Origin of the sequence: Metamycoplasma gateae (assembly GCF_036352135.1) — a bacterium.
Lineage (GTDB): Bacteria > Bacillota_I > Bacilli_A > Mycoplasmatales > Metamycoplasmataceae > Metamycoplasma > Metamycoplasma gateae.
In genome coordinates this window covers 121,726-137,922 of sequence record NZ_CP143578.1, presented here as the reverse complement: position 1 = coordinate 137,922, position 16,197 = coordinate 121,726, and the positions used below count along the sequence as shown (strand labels likewise).

The window sequence follows — 16,197 nt, the reverse complement described above, 5'->3', positions numbered from 1 at the left end:
ATTATTTATCTCCTTCAACATTCTCTGAGTTAGCAATAGCATCTTCTAATGCTTTTTTCATTTCTTTTAATGACATTTCCATGTTTAATTCTAGGTTGTATTTCTTAGCTTGTTCAAAAATTTCGTTTTTTGCTAAAGCTTCTTTAAGATTTACTAATTTAATTTCAGCTTTCTTTTGAACTGATTTTTTAGCATTCTTAATAACTAGTAATGCACCTTTTGCTCCAGGGACGCTTCCCTTAACTAATAATAAGTTATTGTCAGCATCACTTTTAACAACTTCAAGGTTTTGAATTGTAACTTGTTCTGCTCCAAGGTGACCAGGCATTGTCATGCCTTTTCAAACTCTGTTTCCAGATATATCACCAATAGAACCAGTTTGTCTAATAGGTTGTGAACCACCACCACCACCATGTGATTTAGGACCAATGTGTTGGTTTCATCTTTTAATGGTTCCGGCAAAACCTTTTCCTTTTGAAATCGCCGTAACATCAACAACATCTCCGCCTTCAAAAATTGAGGCATCTAATGTTTGACCTAAGTTAAATCCCGTCATGTTACGGATTTCTTTTACGAATCGCTTAGGTGTTGTATTTGCTTGTTTAAAGTAATTTACTTCAGGTTTCTTAATTTGAGATTTTTTCTTATCTTCTAAACTAAGTTGTGTTGCAACATAACCGTTTTTTTCTTGGGTTAAAACATTAGTAACAACATTTGGTTTAACTTCAACTATTGTGACAGGAATTAACTTACCTTCACTTGTAAAAAGTTGAGTCATTCCAACTTTTCTTCCTAAGATTCCTTTCATTTTTTTTCCTTTCTTACTTATTTTTTTGTTTAAAGTAGCATTCAAAATAATTTTATTTTTCTATGTTATTAAAAAAAATAATAATCTGTATATTAAGCTACAGATTTAACACTAATTTGAACACCAGCAGGTAATTCTAGTCTTTTTGCTTTATCAATTAATGTTTCACTAACATTTGATAAAACAATTAAACGTTTGTGAGTTCTGCTTTCGAATTGCTCACGAGATTTTTTATTAACGTGAACAGATCTTAAAATGGTAACAATTTCTTTTCTTGTAGGTAGAGGAATTGGACCACTTACATTAGCTTTTTCAGCTTTTGCTAATAAAACGATTTTTTTAGAAGCATCGTCTACTAAGCTAGCTTCAAAAGCCTTGATTTTAATTTCTAATTTTGCCATGTTTGTTCTCCTTCTTCATTAATGAAGTGCTCAGCATAAGTTATCGATATCCAAGATGAACAACTAAGCTCGGCGTATCGCAATCTTATGTTTCTTTGCATAGTTGCTAATTAATTATATCAAAAACATTTTTTTTATCTTTTTTTTATTAAAAAAATTCAAATAAGTTAAATGGTTAAAACAAATACATGCAAAAAACAGGAATAGTTAAAATATTTTGATTTTTTTAACTAAAAAGTTTTTTTTATATTATAATATATCATGCAAATATTTGGAGGGGTAGCGAAGCGGCCAAACGCGGGTGGCTGTAACCCACTTCCTCACGGTTCGGGGGTTCGAATCCCTCCCCCTCCACCATATTGCCCTTTAGCCAAGTGGAAAGGCAGCGGTTTTTGGTACCGCCATCCGTTAGTTCGAATCTAACAAGGGCAGCCAAATCATTTAAATGACTAAAAAAAACGGCAAATGCTGTTTTTTTATTTTTTAATGTTAAGAATAAAAAACGGAAGTAAATCCCGTTTGCATTATTTAACTATTATGTTTAAAATTTTATTTTCAATATAAATCACTTTTATAATTTGTTTGTCTTCTAATCATTTTTTTACCGAAGGTAATTCGATAGCATTTTTTATCAAATCATCTTTATTTCAAGTTGGTAAAATTTCAATTTGTCCTCTTACTTTACCATTAATTTGCACGCCTATTTGCGGATTTTTTGAGATTATTTTATCGATTTCAGCAAATGGTCAGGTTTGGTATTGTAAAGGTTTTTCTTTTATTAAACCTAAAAATTCTTCAGAAATATGAGGGGCAAAAGGTGATAATAATATCGCCAATACTTTTATCACATATGAGGAATTAATCTTATTTAATGTTGATAGATAGTTTGTAAATACCATAAATTTACTAATAGCAATATTAAATTTATATTTTTCAATATTTTCATTGATATCTAAAATTAATTGATTAATTTCACTATCTAATTTTTCGTCTTTAATAGAAATATCAATATTATCTTTTAGATTTAAAACTGTATTATAAATTCTATCTAATCATCTTCTTATTCCATTCAACGAATCAGTATTTCATGATTTAGATTCTGTAAGTGGCCCCATAAACATTTCATAAATTCTAAGTGCATCAGCACCACATTCTTCAACCAATCCATCAGGATTTATTACATTACCAAGTGATTTAGACATTTTTTGACCATCTGGCCCTAAGATTAAACCTTGATTTATTAATTTTTTAAATGGTTCCTTAGTATTTACAATTCCTTTATCAAATAAAAATCTATGTCAAAATCTAGCATATAAAAGATGTAAAACAGCATGTTCCTGACCACCAATATACAAATCAACAGGTAATCAATTATTAAATCTTTCTTTTGCTTCTTCACTGTTTAAAGGCAAATAAGAACCATCATCATTTTTTAATATGTAAGCTAAGAAATATCAACTTGAGCCCGCCCATTGAGGCATAACGTTTGTATCGTGTCTGTATTTTTTACCATTTATATTTACATTAGTTCAGCTTTTCACATTTGCTAAAGGACCTTCAGTTGATCCCGAAGGTTTTATATTATCAATATCCGGCAATGAAACAAGTTCTTTTACTAAATAAATATTATTTTCCTCATCAAATAAAACAGGAAAGGGTTCTCCTCAATATCTTTGACGTGAAAATACTCAATCACGTAATTTATAATTAATTTTTTTAGAAACAATATTTTTTTCTTTTAATAAATTGTAAATCACTTCTTTTGATTCTTCGATGTTCAAGCCATTTGCAACCTCTGAATTAATATGTAATCCATCTTCAACTATAGGCAATGTTGAACCTTCAATAACTTGTAAAATTGGTAAATTATATTTATTTGCAAGCTCAAAATCTCTTTGATCATGAGCTGGAACAGACATGATTGCGCCAGTTCCATAATTCATCAAGACATAGTCAGAAACTCAAATAGGGATCTTCTTATTTGTTAATGGATGAATAACATACGAACCTGTAAAAATACCACTTTTGTTTTTGTTTAATTGTGTTCTTTCTAATTCATTTTTTGTTTTAACAACATCTAAATAATCTAATATTTCTTTTTTATTTTCATGAGTCGTAATTTTTAAAAGAAGAGGATGCTCCGGACTTATTATTAACATTGAAGCCCCATAAATAGTATCCAATCTTGTTGTAAATGTTTCTAATTTATAATTTGAATTAAATATATCTCACTTTACAATATGACCTTCTGACTTGCCAATTCAATTTTTTTGCAATAGTTTTAAGCTTTCCGGTCAATCTAAATCAGTTAATCCTTCAAGCAATTTATCAGCATATTCAGTTATTTTTAAAACTCATTGTTTCATTGGTTTTTTAATAACTGGAAAATTACCTCTTTCTGAAACTTTTTTTCCATTTACTTCAATTATTTCTTCATTAGCAAGGACAGTGCCTAAACCTTCACATCAATTAACATCAATTTCTTCAATCGAAGCCAAACCTTCTTTATAAAGTTCTTTAAAAATTCATTGTGTTCAAAGATAAAATTTAGGGTCTGTTGTATTTATTTCTTTATCATAATCGTAAGAAAAACCCATTAATTTTAGTTGTCTTCTAAAGTTATCGATATTTTTAATTGTAAAAGGAGCAGGGTGATTCCCTGTTTTTATTGCATATTGTTCGGCAGGAAGACCAAAAGCATCTCATCCTATTGGATGCAATACATCAAAACCATTAAGTCTTTTATATCTTGCAATAATATCTGTGGCGGTATATCCTTCTAAATGCCCAACGTGCAAACCTGAACCCGATGGATAAGGAAACATATCTAAAATATAAGCCTTTTTATTATTGTTTTCTGTAGTTTTAAATGATTTATTTTCTTCTCAAAATGTTTGCCATTTTTTTTCAATTATTTTGTGATTATACATGCTAATAATTTTACATTAATTAAACATTTTTAACATTTTTAAATATTTATTTTTTATAAAAAATAAATCAAAATATTTGCTTATAGGAAATAAAAAATCAAAATTTTATCCTAATTTAATATATTTATATTTTTTAAATATTGTAAAATTTATATATTATTTTATTTTAAAATAACATATAAAATAGGAGAAATAAAATGGAAGCCAAAAACAAAGATTATAAAAATACATTATTGATGCCTCAAACTGATTTTTCAATGAAAGCTAACCTACCTGAAAAAGATCAAATTTTTAACAAAAAATGAGAAGAAATAAATCTTTATCAAAAAGTTTTAGATTCAAATAAGGGAAATCAAAGTTTTGTATTGCATGATGGACCTCCTTATGCAAATGGTAATATACATGTTGGACACGCGTTGAATAAAATACTAAAAGATATTATTGTTAGATCTAAAAATATGCAAGGTTTTTTCAGCCCTTTTGTTGCTGGTTGAGATACTCATGGTTTACCTATAGAACATAAAATGCTATTAGAAAGAAAAATGACTGCTAAGGATTTTTCTGTTTTTGAATTAAGAAAAGCTTGCGAAGAATATGCACTTAGCCAAGTTGAAAAACAAAAATCTCAATTTAAAAAATTGTCTTTATTAACAGATTTCAAAGAAATTTATATTACATTAGATAAAAAATTTGAAGCAGAACAATTAAAATTATTTAAAAAGATGTTATTTAGTGGTTTGATATATAAAGATTTAAAACCAATTTATTGATCGCCTTCATCACAATCTGCTTTAGCAGAAGCTGAGGTTGAATATGCAGACCATATTTCTCCATCTTTATATGTTGCCTTTAAAATTATTGAAGGAAATGAAATTATTAAAGAAAATGAAAATATAATTATTTGAACAACTACACCATGAACTTTGATTGCTAACTCAGGTGTTGCAATAAATAAAGATTTTGAATATATTAAAGTAAGAGTTAATAATCAAGTGTATATCTTAGCTAAAGAGTTATTAGAATCAGTTTCTCAACTATGTAAATGAGAAAATTATGAACTGGTTGAAAATTCATTTAAGGGTGAGCAAATTTTAGGAATAAAATATAAAAGTCCTATCAATAATTTAATTTGTCCTGTTGTCGAAGGACATCATGTTACTTTAGAAAATGGTAGCGGTTTAGTTCATATGGCTCCACTCTTTGGTGAGGATGATTTTCTAATTGGAAATAAAAATAATCTTGAAAAAATTATGCATGTTAATGATGATGGAATATTAAACGAAAAGGCTATGCAATTTAGCAACATTTTTTATGATGATGCAAATCCACTTGTTGGAAAATTTTTAGAAGAAAATAATTTACTTTTAGGATTTAAAAAAATTAAGCACTCATATCCACACGATTGAAGAACACATCAGCCAATAATGTATCGTGCAACACCACAATGATTTGTTTCATTAAAACAAATTAAACAAAATATAATCGAAGAAATCAAAAGCGTTAAAACATATAACGAATGATCAAAAACAAGACTAGAATTAATGCTAGAAAATAGAGATACGTGATGTATTTCTAGACAAAGAAGTTGAGGTGTTCCAATTATTGTTTTTTATGATAAAAATAAAAACCCTATATTGGATGAAGAAATTTTTGATCACATTATAGGCCTAGTCGAAAAACATGGTTCAAACATATGATATGAAAAAAGTGTTGATGAATTACTTCCTTTAAAATATCAAAATCTTGGATTCACAAAAGAAAATGACATTATGGATGTTTGATTTGATTCAGGATCAACATCACTAGGTGTTAAACCAAATGGAATAGAAGCGCCTTTTGATTTATATTTAGAGGGTTCAGATCAATACCGTGGTTGATTTAATAGTTCGATGATTAATTCTGTAGCTTGAAGAAATAAAAGTCCTTTTAAAGCATTCTTATCACACGGTTTTGTTTTAGATGGTAAGGGCAGAAAAATGTCTAAATCATTAGGTAATACTGTTGATCCATTAGAAGTTGTTGAAAAATATGGATCAGATATCTTAAGATTATGAGCTGCTAATTCAGAATATACAGCCGATATTTCAATTGATAATAAAATTCTTGAACAAAATATTGAAATATACCGCAAATTAAGAAATACAATAAAATTCATGCTTGGTGGAATTTCGGATTTTGATTTTAAAGAAGAAAAATTAGATTCTATCCACCTATTAATGGAAGAAAAAATAAATAATCTAGAAGCAAAAGTTTCAACATTTTATGAAAACTATAAATTTGTAAATGTTATTAAGGAAGTAAATAACTTTATAATCGAATTAAGCTCTTACTATATTTCAATTACAAAAGATATCCTATATTTAAACAAAAAAGCTGATAAAGAAAGAAGACAAGTTCAAACTGTTTTTGCAAAAATAATTAAATCATTAATTTTAATATTAGCTCCTATTTTACCAACCACAATTGAAGAAGTATATTCATACTATAATGAACCAAATAAATTAGAATCAGTTCATTTATTAAAATGAGATTTGAATAAAAAAATCTCTAATGTAGAAACTGAAAAATGAGAAGAATTCTTTGAATTGAAAAATGAGATTTATAAACTAATTGAAGAAAAAATTAAATTGCAAGAAATAAAGCGTCAAAATGAAGCTTTTGTGACCGTAAATGCTGATTCTCAATTTATTAAATCTCTTCCATTACAAAAACTTTTAATGGTTGCTAAAGTTTCGTTTGGGATTGAAAATAAGGTTGAAAGGCTTGAATCATTTAAATGTTTAAGATGCTGAAACCATTTTGAAAAAGAAGATTTTGATCAAGAATTAGAAATATGTGTAAGATGTAAGTTGGTCATAAATGAATAACGAGAAAAAAATAAAATACTTTTCAAAAGAATATTGAAAAATTCATTGGAAATTTATTTTAATGAACATAGGTATTTTTCTTCTTTGTTTTTTAGCTTTTCTTTCGATCGATTTATTAACAAAAGAATTTTTATTTAGATGAAAAGATAAGGAAAATCTTGTTGTTGATACTGATTATCAAAGTGGAAATAGTTTTATTATTTTTAAATCAATTTTACACGAAGGCACTACTATTGGTGTGTTTGAAACAAATCTAACTATATTACACATAATAAGTTTTTGCATATTTTTTGGTGCTCTATGAGCAACTACATTTATTAAAGAAAAAAAATCAATAATTGTCGTAGTATTTTTAGGTTTAATAAGCTCAGGGTCATTTGGAAATATGATAGATAGATTCTTATTTGGTGGAGTTAGAGATATAATGAACTTTCCTTGAGTAAATAAAGGTGTCTTGAATTTTGCTGATATGTGACTAGTTTTAGGTGCTGTTGGTATTTTATTATCAATCACATTAATTAATTTAGTTTCACACTTCAAAAATAAAAAGAATAAACAAAATAATATTGAAGTAAAATAATTTAAAAAAGTTGCCTTAATCTGAGGCGACTTTTTATTATTTTCTTATTTTTTTCTTAAAAGATAATTCATATTTAAAAAAATATGCAAAATATCACAGGAGGTAAGATGAAAAAATTAAATGAGAAACAGTGTAATGAAATTTCAGGTGGAATAGCAATTACTGCACTTATTTCTTCGATAATAGGCGCAATTCCTGTTATTGCTTCAACAATAACATCAACTGTAGGGTTGATAAGATCACTATCCTCATCCAAAGGAGAAATAAAAACAAAAGACGGATTTAGTGCTAAATGAGATGATGGTGATAATAATGTTGGGTTTAACGTAGGATTTCATTACTGTTTATAAATAAAAAGCCAATTTTCATTGGCTTTTTATATTAATTTAAATAGTGAAATAGAACTTATTTTTTTGATTTTTCTAATATCTTGTTAAATCTTTCTACACGACCACGAGCTTTAACGTCTGTACGGTTTCCTGTGTAGAATGCATGACAATTAGAGCAAACATCTAAAGTTACTTTTTCAGCTGTAGAACCAAAAACAAACTGTGAATTACATGATGAACATGTTGCATTAATTTCAGCGTATTTTGGATGAATTTCTTTTTGCATAGATTGCTCCTTTTAGTATATAAGTTAATTAACTAGCAAATATTTTACCATAAAATTAATATAAATTTTACTCATTAATATTTTTTCATTTTCACTCAACTACTTCTGGCATATCATAACCATATTCGTGAATGTATTCATTATGTTCTTTAATTTTTTTATCCATTAAATCGGTGAAACTTTTACCTTTTTCTCCATATAGCTTAGCTATTGCATCTTTTGCGATATGGAATCTATCCATTTGACTCAATTGTCTAATATCAAAACTTGTTGTAATATCACCGTTTTCTCTATAACCATGAATTATTAGATTACGGTTTGTTCTAGTAAAGAATATATCTCTAATCAAACCTTCATATCCATGAAATGCAAAAACTATTAATTTGTCTTTTGTAAAGACTTTATCAAATTCTTCATCACTTAATCCTCTTGAATCAATATGAGGACTTCTTAATTTCAATAAATCAACAACGTTTACATATTTAATTTTTAAATCTGGATAATGTGAATTAATAATCGAAATAGCAGCAAGAGTTTCTAAGTTTGGCTCAACCCCAGAAGAAACAAAAACAATCTCAGGTTCTTCCCCTTCTTTTATGTTTGATGCTCAATCAATAACTTTATAACCTTTTTCAACCAATTCTTTTGCTTCGTCTACATTAAAGAATTGTTCTCTCGGTTGTTTAGAAGCGACAATTAAATTAATTACATTTCTTTCTTTTAATGATTTTTCCATTACTGCAAGTAATGTGTTTGAATCTGCAGGTAAGTATTCTCTTATTAATTCAGGGCGTTTGTCAGCTAAATGTCCTAATAAACCTGGATCTTGGTGTGTATATCCATTATGATCTTGTTGGAAGGCTGTTGATGTTGCAATTAAATTTAGAGATGGATAATCTTTTCTTCATGAAAGTTCTAATGATTTTTTCATTCATTTCATGTGTTGAGTTATCATCGAATCAACAACTCTTAAAAACGATTCATAAGAAGCAAAGAATCCATGACGTCCAGTTAAAACATAACCTTCTAAAAATCCTTGTGCTTGATGCTCACTTAATTGAGAATCAATTATTCTTCCAACTGGTGATACTCATTCATCATATTTTTCTGAATAGTTTTCTAATCATTGACGTTTTGTTACATCAAATAAGGCAAATAAACGGTTTGATTTAGTTTCATCTGGGCCAAATACTCTAAAATTGGTTGGATTCTTTAAAATTGTATCAGCCATATATTTTCCAAGTTCAACCATATCTTGGCCTTTAATTTGACCTGGATAATCTAACTTAATAGCAAAATCTTGTCATTTTGATAAATCAAGTTCTTTAGGATTTATACCACCATTTGTTATAGGATTGCTTCCCATTCTTTTATCACCCAAAGGTGCTAAAGATCTAATTTCATCAATTATTTTTCCATTTTCATCAAATAATTCTTCAGGCTTATATGATTTTAATCATTTTTCAAGTTCTTTTATATGTTCAACTTTAAATGCACTTACTGGTAACGGAACCTGGTGAGCTCTAAAACTTCCTTCAATTGCTTGCCCGTCTCATTCTTTTGGACACGTTCAACCCTTAGGGGTTCTAACAATTAAAACAGGCCACTGTGGTCTTGTTGCTTTAGTTGCATCATTTAATTTTGCTACCCTTTTAATTTCTAAAATTTCTTCAATTACTAAATCTATTGTCTGTGCCATTTCTTGATGAATCTCAATATTTGTTTTATCTTCAGATCATTCAAAGAAATGTGGTTTTCATCCTAAACCTAAGAAATATTGTTCCACTTCTTCTTTTGGTTTTCTTGATAATAATGTTGGGTTTGAAATCTTACCACCATTTAAATGTAAGATTGGTAAAACAACTCCGTCATTTACAGGGTTAATAAATGAATTTGAAAATCAACCTGAACATAGCGGACCTGTTTCAGCTTCACCATCCCCTATAACTGTTGCAGCAATTACATTTGGATTATCTAAAATGTTTCCTGTTGCATGCGATAAAGAATATCCTAATTCTCCACCCTCATGGATAGATCCTGGAGTTTCAGGGGCAGCATGGCTAGCGGTTCCTCCGGGAAATGAAAATCTTTTACACATTTTTTTAATACCCAAAGTATCTTCTGTGATTTCAGGGTAAATTTCAGTATATGTTCCATCAAGATATGAGTTTGAAATCATAACTTGACCACCGTGTCCAGGACCTTCTATATAAAACATATCTAAATCGTATTTATTTATAACACGGTTTAAATGAGTGTAAATAAAATTTTGACCAGGAATTGTTCCTCAGTGACCAATTGGGTATAACTTAATGTGTTCCTTTGTTAATTCTTCTTTTAATAAAGGGTTATCTCTTAAATATATTTGAGCAACACTTAAATAGTTAGCAGCTCTAAATCATTTATCCATTGATTGAAAATATTCTATTTTGTCAAATTTAGTTTTCATTATTCCTCCACTAAAGTTTTATTAATCTATTAATAAATAAATAAATAAAATAGTATTAATATTTTACCCCATATATTTTATTTTTATGACTATTACTTTCATATTATAAAAATAAAAATGCCAAGCCGGCATTTTATAATCCCAATTCTTCATCTGTAGGAATGTTTAGGTTTGATCCTACGTATGCAAAGATTTCAGGGCTTTGTTTTAAATATTTACCATCTAAAATTCTTTGTACAGATTTAACAGTTTCTTCTAGTGAAACATAAACACCAGGAGATTTAGTAAAATGTTCCGTCATAAAGAAATTTTGAGTGAAGAAGTTTTCAAGTTGTAAAGCTTTTTTAACTGTATTTTTACTTTGTTCATCCAGTTCATCGAAGCCTAGAATCATAATTACGTCTTCTAAATCCTTATAAGCTTTTAAAATTCTTTTTGTTTCGATAATTGCATCAAAGTGTTGCTTACCAATAATTTTTTCATCTACTGAGTTTGATGATGAAGCTAAAGGATCAAATGCCGGAAAGATATTTTTTGATGTTTGATTACGTGATAAAACAAGATTACCATCTAAGTGATTAAACACAGCTACAGCTGAAGGATCACTTAGATCATCCATAGGTAAGAAAATTGTTTGGAATGATGTTATTGATCCGTTCTTATTTTTGAATAATCTATTTTCAATGTTTGCTACGTCTGATTCTAACGTTGATTGGTATCCTCCAACAGAAGGTTTTTTACCCAAAGAAGCAGAAACTTCATTTTCGGCTTGAACAAAACGATAAATGTTATCAATAAATAATAAAACGTCTTCTTTTTCGATATCTCTCAAATATTCAGCAGCAGTAATACCGATTGGAACTATAGACATTCTAGCCCCTGGAGATTCATTCATTTTTGAAATATACATAGCTGAATTCTTCATCAAATCAGATGATTCTAATTCATTGAATAATTCAATAGCTTCACGAGATCTTTCTCCTGAACCGATAAAAATGTTTGAAGTTTTTGTTGATTTTTTGTTTACATTGAAAATTATTTCTTTCATTAAAACAGTTTTACCAACACCGGCACCACCAAAAATACCTAATTTATATCCTTTAATAATTGGCATGAAAAAGTCAATTGCTTTAATACCAGTTTCAACAATTTCTAATTTGTTTTCTAAATATCTTTCAGTATTTATTATTGAATTCATTTCAATATATTTTGGATTAGTTTTTCTATCGGTTAATAAAGGTTTTCCTTCAAATGAGTAAATATTATTTTTTGATCCCAAACCAACAGGAACCATAAAACTTTGTTTAGTGTTTATAATTTCGTCATTTATATTAATTTCTTTAGAAGAATAAATAATAATAGCTCTAATTGTTTCTTCATCAATTATTCTTTTTACAAGTAAAAATGTTTTTCCGTTATTTGTTGTTAATAATTGGTTTACTAATGGTAAATCTTTTTTATTGAATTTTACTTCAACAATATCAGATCATAGTTTAATAATTTTTCCCATTATTTATCTCCTAATCTTTTTGCTACTTCTTCTAAGTATTCACTACTAAATTCTACAAATTCATGTTCGTATTCAACATCTCATCCTAAGTTTAAATAATCAGAATATTGTTTTAAAGCATATGCAAAGAAATCTTTCATTATTTTATCATCATAGTTTGTACTTGTTTGAATTGTATTGTATGCATTCTTTGCTTCTTCATTAGTTTCGATTAAAATATCAATGAATTTTAAAGCTTTTTCTTCATCTTTAATTCCTCATAAAATTGTCCAAGAAATTAATTTAGACATTAATAAAACAAATTTATTTGAATATAATGAGTATCCTTTTTGAATAAACATTTTATCAATCATTTTACCTTTATATAATAAAGCTGCTGTTTCTTTGTTTAGTTCATAATCTAATACAGCTAATTTTAAATGTCTTTTATATTGTTTAAATATTTTTCCAACTTCTGAAGCAACTTTAGACATTATTCTATTTTGAACTGATGAACCTGTTCTAGAAACTGATAAATTAATATTAATTGCAGGTAATACACCTTGTGAAAATAAATCAGCACTTGTTACAATTTGTCCATCTGTTATAGAAATTACGTTTGATGAAATTAATGAAGTAATATCACCGTCTATAGTTTGTAATATAGGAAGAGCGGTAATTGTTTTTTTACCAACAAATGATCCCGCTCTTTCTAAAAGTTGTGAGTGAGCAAAGAAAATATCTCCGGGCATAGCTTCTTTACCAACTGGTTTATCTGTTAGCAATGCTATTTCACGAATAATATTTGCGTGTTTTGTTAAATCATCAAAGATTATAACAACATCATCTTTTAAAGAGATGTTTTCAGCATGTGCCATCCCTACATAAGGTGCTAAATATTGTTCATATGCACTTGTTGCAGGGGCATCAACTATAATAGTGTTTTTTAATGCATTATGCTCTTTTAAAATGTTATATAGTCTTGAAATGCTTTCTTTCTTTTGACCGATAGCAACATAAACACATTTAGTATTTGTTTTTGCTTGGTTTAATATAACATTTATAGCAATATGAGTTTTACCCGTTTGTCTATCACCAATGATCAGTTCACGTTGCCCCTTACCAATTGGAATTAATAAGTCAATTGAAGTAAATCCTGTATATAATTGCTCATTTAAAGTTTTGACATTCATTAATTGATGAGCTAATTTAAATGTAGCGCTTTCAACATCTGTTTCTTTTTGTTTAACTATTTGTTTTTCAGGTAAAACAACGTTTCCAAAAATGTCTATAACTTTTCCAAAATGTTCTGCAGAAGTAAATACATTGCTTTTTTCTACCGCTTTTACAGTATCATCGATTTTTAATTCTTTATTCTCATTATTTGCTAATAGAAATGCACGTTCTTTTGTTGCACTTATTAAGATTAATTTTATTTGATTATCTCTTTCACAAACAAATTGTTGTCCTTGTTCGTAAGGATATTCACCGAATACTTCAACAATGTATCCAAAAATTGAAACAATTTTAGGATTTTTAAATGCTGATGTTTTTTTGTTATTTTCCATTTTTTTCTCCTTCTGGATCTATGAAATATTCTTTATTAATATATATTTTTAATTCATGAGCTATTAATGAATTATATAAAGTTATGTTAGGCAAGAATTCTACATAATATTGTTCATCTATTAGCATTTTTAACTCTTTATTAAAAGCTATTGCAAATTTATTTTTAATTTCGTTTTGTTGGTTTATGATAAGAGGAATTTTTTTATCTAAGCTAAATTTCGGCACAAATTCATATTTAATACTAAATTTATCAAAAGCTATTTCCTCTTTATTTTTTAATGATGAATTTATTAAATTTATAAAATCTTTAAATTCATTATCGTCTTTTTTAAAATTGTTTTTAAATAATACAGTAGATATTAATTTATGAAAGCTAATTATTTTTTCTTGACCCGTTTTTCTTTCATCAAATCAAAATAATATTTTTTCTTTATTTTTTTCAATTAATTTTATTGGTTTTCTTGCCATTTTATTCCTTTTTTAAAATATTTAATAAACAATAAAATTATAACGAAAAGTTTATAAATTAAAGCGTTTAATATACTATATTAAAAAAATAACGGCAATCGCCATTATTTTTCTTCAACTGCATACACTGATGCAAATTTACGGTTAATTCTGTTTTCAAATTTAACAATTCCATCAATTAAAGCATATAGAGTATCATCTTTTCCTCTTCCAACATTGTTACCAGGGAAAATTTTTGTTCCTCTTTGTCTGTAGATAATGCTTCCTGCTGATACAAATTGACCATCAGTAGCTTTAACGCCTAATCTTCTACCGGCCGAGTCTCTACTATTAGAAGTCGTTCCACCAGATTTCGTATGTGCCATGTCTTATTTCTCCTTAATTTCTGTAATTTGTACTTTTGTATAAGGTTGACGGTGACCTAATTTACGTTTGTGTGTTGATTTTGCGTTGTGTCTATAAACTACTATTTTTTTTGCTTTACCTTGTTTTTCAATTGTTCCTAAAACAGAGAATTTTTCTAAATAAGGTGTACCAATTTTATCTTCAACAGCTAGAACTTTGTCAAATAAAACTGTTTCACCTTCATTGCCTTCAATCTTTTCGATGTAAATAATATCGCCTTTTTTAACGATTAATTGTTTACCACCAGTTTCGATAATCGCAAACATTAAAATCTCCTTATATTTTGTCACATCTTTAAGGTACTTTAAAAGTTTATAACCTTTTTAGAATGGTTACTCTATAAGTAACGCTTGTAATTATATCAAAATATTTATATTTTTAAATATAAAAATAAAAACAGGGACTTTTAACGTCCTTGTTCCCAAAGAGAAGGTTCAAGTGCAACACAATGCCTTGGGCTTTTTTTATTATACATTTTATTTTTTTAAAATTAATAAATCAAAAAAAGTAAATAGAAAATATTCATTTTTTCAAATGAAGATAAGCATAATTTTATTATGTTAATTTTTGTTAATAATAATTATTTAATATATTCTAAATAGGTTTGTAATGGTGTCTTCCAATTTAATATTTCCCGCGTCATATTATTTATTTGGTTAACAACTGAGTCAAGTTTTTCTTGAGTTATAGTATTAAAGTTAAAACCTTTTTTGAATTCTCTTCTCAAAATTCCATTTCAATGTTCATTTGAGCCTCTTTGAAAAGATGCATAAGGTTCAGCTCTATAAATCTTTATATTTAATCATCTGGCTAAAATACCTATTTTTTCAAATTCAATACCATTGTCTACTGTTATTGTTTTTACTTCTAATTCATTATCTCTTATAATCTTTTTTAACTCTGAATTAATTATATTTGGTGATTTGCTTTGTATTATTTTTGCAAACCCTATTCTTGTTTTTCTTTCAGTTAAAGTTAAAACATTATTATATCCATTGGCTCTTTTTCCTAAAACTAGATCTGCTTCTCAGTGTCCAAATTCAAGTCTTAAATCTATAGATTTAGGTCTAGTTCATATTGGAAAAACATAATCAGCAGATTTTACAAGCCGTTTTATTACGGATGCTGTTCTTTTACCACCTTTTTTATAATATTGTCTTAATTTATCGTACTTTTTTATAACTCAATTATTAGTGTTTATTCAATTAAAAACCGTTCTTAAAGAAGGACAACAGTGTTTTGTGCTAGTTTTTATAAAATTATATGTTGACTTTATACCAAAAAACTTTTTGTCATATTTTTGTAAAAAAGCGTTAGAAAAATTTTTGAATTTTTGGTTATCCACGAATTTAAAATAATACTTATGTCTTGATCTTTCTCTTGTTTTTAAACTAGCGTGTTTAAATTCATAAGTTCCGAAACTATTTGTATTCCTCTTTATTTCTCTACTTAGGGTCGAAACACTTCGCTCGATTAATCTCGAAATCCTACGAAGAGAATAATTTAACTTTAAATAATTTTCAATAATTATTCTTTCATTATCTGTTAAATGGTTATATTTTTTTATTGTATAATTCATATGAGTTCCGTTCCGTTCCAATGGAACTTTTTCTTTT

At 27.6% G+C, this 16,197-nt stretch carries 14 protein-coding genes and 2 tRNA genes; 5 read left to right on the top strand and 11 right to left on the bottom strand.

What is annotated here, in order from left to right:
* Position 1 precedes the first annotated feature (1 nt).
* Together rplC and rpsJ are read right to left on the bottom strand one after the other, a co-directional pair.
* Entirely contained in the window at positions 2 to 808 is an 807-nt protein-coding gene (gene rplC, locus V2E26_RS00580) for a 50S ribosomal protein L3 (protein WP_330463519.1), read from the bottom strand.
* 92 nt (positions 809 to 900) lie between these two features.
* Positions 901 to 1,209: a 30S ribosomal protein S10 gene (gene rpsJ / locus V2E26_RS00575; RefSeq protein ID WP_330463518.1), complete on the bottom strand. Its 309-nt coding sequence runs from the start codon at positions 1,207 to 1,209 to the stop codon at positions 901 to 903.
* Between the two features lie 273 nt (positions 1,210 to 1,482).
* On the opposite strand from rpsJ, the gene V2E26_RS00570 reads away from it, so the two are divergent.
* Positions 1,483 to 1,566: transfer RNA gene (locus V2E26_RS00570), tRNA-Tyr, on the top strand.
* Between the two features lie 3 nt (positions 1,567 to 1,569).
* Positions 1,570 to 1,644, top strand: a tRNA-Gln gene (locus tag V2E26_RS00565).
* Positions 1,645 to 1,733: 89 nt separating this feature from the next.
* Here V2E26_RS00565 and leuS read toward each other — a convergent pair.
* Complete coding sequence (gene leuS, locus V2E26_RS00560; protein WP_330463517.1) at positions 1,734 to 4,139, bottom strand: leucine--tRNA ligase; 2,406 nt, start codon at positions 4,137 to 4,139, stop codon at positions 1,734 to 1,736.
* A gap of 197 nt (positions 4,140 to 4,336) precedes the next feature.
* On the opposite strand from leuS, the gene ileS reads away from it, so the two are divergent.
* The 3 genes from ileS (at position 4,337) to V2E26_RS00545 (ending at position 7,936) form a co-directional block, all read left to right on the top strand.
* On the top strand, positions 4,337 to 7,006 hold the full coding sequence (gene ileS / locus V2E26_RS00555; protein ID WP_330463516.1) for an isoleucine--tRNA ligase: 2,670 nt from the start codon (positions 4,337 to 4,339) through the stop codon (positions 7,004 to 7,006).
* Positions 6,999 to 7,586, top strand: coding sequence for a signal peptidase II (locus V2E26_RS00550; RefSeq protein ID WP_330463515.1), 588 nt, complete (start codon positions 6,999 to 7,001; stop codon positions 7,584 to 7,586). The genes ileS and V2E26_RS00550 overlap by 8 nt, the downstream gene beginning before the upstream one ends.
* Before the next feature lie 107 nt (positions 7,587 to 7,693).
* A complete protein-coding gene (locus tag V2E26_RS00545) occupies positions 7,694 to 7,936 on the top strand; it encodes a hypothetical protein (RefSeq protein ID WP_330463514.1) in 243 nt (80 codons plus the stop codon).
* Between the two features lie 55 nt (positions 7,937 to 7,991).
* On the opposite strand, the gene rpmE is transcribed toward V2E26_RS00545, so the two are convergent.
* The 8 genes from rpmE to V2E26_RS00505 all read right to left on the bottom strand — a co-directional run bounded on the left by rpmE (position 7,992) and on the right by V2E26_RS00505 (position 16,160).
* Positions 7,992 to 8,201 (bottom strand): 50S ribosomal protein L31, encoded by a 210-nt coding sequence (gene rpmE, locus V2E26_RS00540; protein ID WP_330463513.1) that lies wholly within the window; start codon positions 8,199 to 8,201, stop codon positions 7,992 to 7,994.
* Between the two features lie 67 nt (positions 8,202 to 8,268).
* Entirely contained in the window at positions 8,269 to 10,650 is a 2,382-nt protein-coding gene (locus V2E26_RS00535; protein WP_330463512.1) for a phosphoketolase family protein, read from the bottom strand.
* 133 nt (positions 10,651 to 10,783) lie between these two features.
* On the bottom strand, positions 10,784 to 12,163 hold the full coding sequence (locus tag V2E26_RS00530; RefSeq protein ID WP_330463702.1) for an MSC_0618 family F1-like ATPase beta subunit: 1,380 nt from the start codon (positions 12,161 to 12,163) through the stop codon (positions 10,784 to 10,786).
* A complete protein-coding gene (locus V2E26_RS00525) occupies positions 12,160 to 13,707 on the bottom strand; it encodes an MSC_0619 family F1-like ATPase alpha subunit (protein ID WP_330463511.1) in 1,548 nt (515 codons plus the stop codon). The genes V2E26_RS00530 and V2E26_RS00525 overlap by 4 nt, the downstream gene beginning before the upstream one ends.
* Complete coding sequence (locus V2E26_RS00520) at positions 13,697 to 14,176, bottom strand: MSC_0623 family F1-like ATPase-associated protein (protein WP_330463510.1); 480 nt, start codon at positions 14,174 to 14,176, stop codon at positions 13,697 to 13,699. The genes V2E26_RS00525 and V2E26_RS00520 overlap by 11 nt, the downstream gene beginning before the upstream one ends.
* A 104-nt stretch (positions 14,177 to 14,280) precedes the next feature.
* On the bottom strand, positions 14,281 to 14,541 hold the full coding sequence (gene rpmA / locus V2E26_RS00515; protein ID WP_330463509.1) for a 50S ribosomal protein L27: 261 nt from the start codon (positions 14,539 to 14,541) through the stop codon (positions 14,281 to 14,283).
* A 3-nt stretch (positions 14,542 to 14,544) separates the two neighbouring features.
* Entirely contained in the window at positions 14,545 to 14,847 is a 303-nt protein-coding gene (gene rplU, locus V2E26_RS00510; RefSeq protein WP_330463508.1) for a 50S ribosomal protein L21, read from the bottom strand.
* Positions 14,848 to 15,161: 314 nt separating this feature from the next.
* Positions 15,162 to 16,160 carry an IS30 family transposase gene (locus V2E26_RS00505; protein WP_330463266.1) on the bottom strand — a complete coding sequence of 333 codons (999 nt, stop codon included), beginning with the start codon at positions 16,158 to 16,160 and terminating at the stop codon, positions 15,162 to 15,164.
* Positions 16,161 to 16,197: the final 37 nt, after the last annotated feature.